The following is a 4,574-nucleotide window of genomic DNA, read 5'->3' on the forward strand; positions in this document are numbered from 1 at the left end:
CGCCCGCTGGTACCGCGCGCGCGCCCGCGCCTTCAGCGTTCCGGGCCAGCGGCTGCCGATGCTGGCCTGGCAGCTTGCCGATATCTCGCAGGAGCGGGCCGAGCAGGAGCGCTTCTTCCTCGATCTGCAGAAGGCGATCGATCACCTCGACCACGCGCCGGCCGGCTTCTTTTCGGCCGACCAGGAGGGCCGCGTCACCTACATAAACGCCACGCTCGCCGAATGGCTGGGCATCGACCTCACCAGCTTCACGCCCGGCGCCGTGTCTCTGTCGGAGATCGTGGCCGGCGACGGCATGGCGCTGGTCCGCTCGGTCAAGGCCGACCCTGGCACCACACGCAACGCGGTGATCGATCTCGATTTGACGACCATGACGGGCGAAGCGCTGCCGGTGCGCTTCATGCACCGCGTTTCGGCCAGCCGCGAAGGATTGAATGGGCCGACACGCACGATCGTGCTCAACCGCACGCAAGGCGAGGATGCCTCTGCCGATTTGCGGGCTTCGGAAGTGCGCTTCACCCGCTTCTTCAACTCGACACCGATGGCAATCGCCGGCGTCGACCACAACGGACGCATCCTGCGCACCAATGCGCCGTTTTTGTCGTTGTTTTCGTCTGTCGTCGATCGCGACGCCGTCGACCGTCGCGTGCGGCTCGACACGGTAATCCACGAACGCGACCGGCCGGCCTTCGCGGCTGCCTTCGAGAAAGCGCAGCAGCGGCAGGCCGACATCGAGCCGATCGACACGCTTCTGCCCGGCAACGACGAACGGCACATCCGCTTCTACGTCAACGCCGTCGCCGACGGCACCGGCGGCGAGGGCGGCGAGGGCGCCGAGGAGTCGGCCATCGTCTACGCCGTCGAGACAACGGAGCAGAAAGCGCTCGAAGGGCAGATGGCGCAAAGCCAGAAGATGCAGGCAGTCGGCCAGCTTGCCGGCGGCATCGCGCATGATTTCAACAATGTGCTGACCGCCATCATCATGGCGTCCGACCTTTTGTTGACCAATCACCGCCCGTCGGACCCGTCCTTCCCAGACATCATGAACATCAAGCAGAATGCCAACCGGGCGGCTTCGCTGGTGCGGCAGTTGCTGGCCTTCTCGCGCAAGCAGACATTGCGGCCGGAAGTGCTCAACCTGACCGACGTGCTCGCCGATCTCAGGATGCTGCTGGCCCGCCTTGTCGGCAACGACATCAAGCTGAAGGTCGACCATGGCCGCGACCTGTGGCCGGTCAAGGTCGATATCGGGCAGTTCGAACAGGTGGTGGTCAACCTTGCGGTCAACGCGCGCGATGCTATGCCGGCGGGCGGCGATCTGACCGTGCGCACCCGCAATGTAACCGCCGAGGAGTGCAAGGCCTTTTCCTACCGCGAACTCGCCCCGGCGGACTATGTCGTGGTCGAAGTCGAGGACACCGGCAGCGGCATCGCGCCCGACGTGCTGAAGAAGATATTCGAGCCCTTCTTCACCACCAAGGAAGTCGGCAAAGGCACCGGCCTTGGCCTGTCGATGGTCTACGGCATCATCAAGCAGACCGGCGGCTTCATCTTCTGCGATTCCGAAGTCGGCAAAGGCTCGACTTTCCGCATTTTCCTGCCGCGTCACATCGCCGAAGCGAAAAAAGCAGGCGAGCCCGGCGATGCGCCGGCGGCGCCGGCAAAGGTCGCCGATCCGGCCAAGGATCTGTCGGGCTCGGCCACGGTGCTGCTCGTCGAGGACGAGGATGCCGTGCGCATGGGCGGCATGCGGGCGCTGACCTCGCGCGGCTACACCGTGCACGAGGCATCGTCGGGCGTCGAGGCGCTGGAAGTGTTCGAGGCGCTGGGCGGCAAGGTCGATATCGTCGTTTCCGACGTGGTGATGCCGGAAATGGACGGGCCGACGCTGCTCGGCGAATTGCGCAAGCGCCAGCCCGACATCAAGTTCGTCTTCGTGTCCGGCTATGCCGAGGACGCATTCGCCAGAAACCTGCCGGCAGATGCGCATTTCGGCTTCCTGCCCAAGCCGTTTTCGCTCAAGCAACTGGCCACGATCGTCAAGGACGTGCTGGAGTCCTAGAGCCTTCCCCATGTTCCTCCTTGCGCAACGCTGTGACAACGCCATGATTGAGGGGTGAACGGCAGGAAGGCTTAGGGGAGCAACCGGTGACGCCGCACAACGAAGCGGACAAGGACGACTATGCCGACACGGTGTTGTTGCCGGGCGACCCGCAGCGCGCTGAATGGATGGCGCAAACGTTCCTGGAAGCGCCGCGCTGCATCAATCGCCGACGCGGCACGCTTGGCTTCACCGGCTTGTTTCGTGGCAAGTCCATCAGCATTCAGGCGACGGGCATCGGCGTTTCATCGTTTCTGATCTATGCGCATGAACTGCTGGACCATTATGGCGCCCGGACGCTGATCCGTACCGGCACCTGCGGCAGCCTGACCGCAAAGGCAAAGCTGCGCAGCCTTGTCATCTCGCAATCGGCACAGGCGGAAAGCGCCCAGAGCGGCCAGGTTTTCGGCCTTTATGGACCGGCTGGCCCGGACCCGGCGCTCCTCGCATCGTCACGGGCCAAGGCGGTAGAATTTGGCATCGACCATCATGTCGGCCTGACGGTCTGCAGCGACATTTTCTATCACCCGGATGGGCGTGCCCGTTTTGCCGATGCACGGGCGCAAGGAGCCCTGGCCGTGGATATGGAAACCAGCGCGCTCTATGGCATATCGGAGCATTTCGGAGCACGTGCCTTGTCGATGTGTGTTGTGGTGGACAACATCGAGACCGGCGAACAGACCGACTATTCCGAGCGCCAGGCGCTTTTCACCGACATGAGCCGTCTGGCACTCGCTGTCGCAGCCGAGAGCTAGAGTACGGGTCTACTGGGTCAATCCCTTGCGTACGGCAGCGACATCGCCGGACGAGACTGCAGGAGCCGCGTTGCCCCAACTGGCGCGCACATAGGTCAAGACGTCGGCGACCTCCTGGTCTTTCAGGCGCCAGGCCAGGGAAGGCATGGCGGGCGTCGTCGGTGCATCGGCCGTGTGCACGGCCTGGCTGCCGGCAAGGACGAGCCGTGCCAGTGTTTCGGAACTGCCCTGCGCGACGATCGAATTGCCGGCAAGGGAAGGGAAAAGCGCGCCTGACCCGGCACCATCTCCACCATGGCAGGCCGAGCAATTGTCGCGATAGATTGCCTCGCCCGCGGTCATCCGTGTTGCGTCAGGCTTTGCCGGTTGGGCGCTGTCGACATCCGAGCCCAGGCTCTTGAGGTAGACTGCAACCGCCTTGAGATCGGGATCGGTCATTTTCGACGTGGAGTTCTCGATGGCCTCCGCCATCGGACCGGAGGCAATCGAATGCGCATTGACGCCGGTCTTGAGGTATTTCACCAAATCCTCTTCCGACCACTTGCCCAGGCCCGATTGCGCATTGTTGGTGATGTCGGGGGCAAACCAGCCCTGCAGGGAGGCACCTTGCAGGAACTCGCTGTCCTTATCGGCGCCAAGGAAAGATTTGGGCGAGTGGCAGGTGCCGCAATGGCCCGCGCCCTGGACGATATAAGCGCCGCGATTCCACTCCGCCGACTTGGAGGGATCCGGCTGAAAGCTTGCTTCGGTGAAGTTGAGGGCATTCCAGCCCAGCATCGCCAGCCGGATGTTCAACGGGAACGGCAGCTGATTGGCTTCGACCTTGTTCGATACCGGTTGAACCGTCGTCAGATAGGCCCACAAGTCGGAAATGTCCCGATCGTTCATCCTGGTATAGGCGGGGTAGGGCATTGCGGGGTAGAGCCGCACACCATTGTGGCCGATGCCTGACTTCATCATGCTGCGGAAGTCGGCTTCCGACCAACTGCCGATGCCCGTCTCGCGGTCAGGCGTTATGTTGGGCGGCACAAGCGCGCCGAACGGCGTTTCGAGCGGCAGGCCGCCGGCCAGCGGTTTGCCCTCGGCTCGCGTATGACAGCCTGCACAGTCGCCGAGCACCGCCTGATACTGTCCACGTATGATCTGGTCCGCCTGGTCGGCACTCCATGCCGGGCCGCCAGTGAGGGCCGCAGCACCGATGGCGAGCGTGAGAACGAGCTTGTTCATGCCTGCACCAGGGGTGCACCGGGATTGCGCAGATATTGATTGCGGATGGCATCGGCGGCGCGGAAAGCGAGCGCGCCGACCGTTCCTGTCGGATTTTTGCCGGCATTCTGCGGGAAGGCCGACGCACCGATGACAAAGACATTGGGGACGTCCCAGCTCTGGAGGAAGGTGTTGACCGCGCTCTTCTTCGGGTCCGTTCCCATGATGGCGCCGCCCGTATTGTGGGTGCTCTGGTAGGGGACGCTGTCCCAGCCTTTCTTGCGGCGGCTGACGGCGTACTGCTTTCCGCCGAGCGCCTTGGCGATTTCCTCCATCCGGTCGCAGACATAGTTCGACATGCGGATGTCGTTGTCGGGAAAATCGAACGTCATGCGCATCAGCGGCCGCCCGAAACGGTCCTTGTAGGTCGGGTCGAGGTCGAGGTAGTTGTTGCGCGTCGCGTAGCTGCTTCCCTGGGACGAGTAGCCAAGCGTGCTCTTGTAGCCCTCGAC

The 4,574-nt window shown here is 63.4% G+C and carries 4 protein-coding genes; 2 read left to right on the top strand and 2 right to left on the bottom strand.

The features are described 5' to 3' along the window. Nucleotides 1-2,062, top strand: a 2,062-nt coding sequence (locus EN925_RS24380; RefSeq protein ID WP_164894362.1) for a PAS domain-containing sensor histidine kinase, incomplete at its 5' end; no start/stop codon positions are given. 86 nt (nucleotides 2,063-2,148) lie between these two features. Continuing rightward, nucleotides 2,149-2,856 (top strand): DeoD-type purine-nucleoside phosphorylase, encoded by a 708-nt coding sequence (locus EN925_RS24385; RefSeq protein ID WP_013531859.1) that lies wholly within the window; start codon nucleotides 2,149-2,151, stop codon nucleotides 2,854-2,856. A 9-nt stretch (nucleotides 2,857-2,865) separates the two neighbouring features. Here the strand turns inward: EN925_RS24385 and EN925_RS24390 are convergent, their stop codons facing one another. After that, nucleotides 2,866-4,083: a cytochrome c gene (locus EN925_RS24390; protein ID WP_127367115.1), complete on the bottom strand. Its 1,218-nt coding sequence runs from the start codon at nucleotides 4,081-4,083 to the stop codon at nucleotides 2,866-2,868. Beyond that, a partial coding sequence (locus EN925_RS24395) for a GMC oxidoreductase (RefSeq protein ID WP_164894363.1) occupies nucleotides 4,080-4,574 on the bottom strand: 495 nt, incomplete at its 5' end. The genes EN925_RS24395 and EN925_RS24390, both read right to left, overlap by 4 nt.

It is taken from the genome of Mesorhizobium sp. M7A.F.Ca.US.006.04.2.1, from assembly GCF_004022915.1.
Lineage (GTDB): Bacteria > Pseudomonadota > Alphaproteobacteria > Rhizobiales > Rhizobiaceae > Mesorhizobium > Mesorhizobium ciceri.

Coding starts and splice junctions, on each gene's coding strand:
- EN925_RS24390 (WP_127367115.1), bottom strand. CDS start 4,083: ATGAACAAGCTCGTTCTCACGCTCGCCATCGGTGCTGCGGCCCTCACT.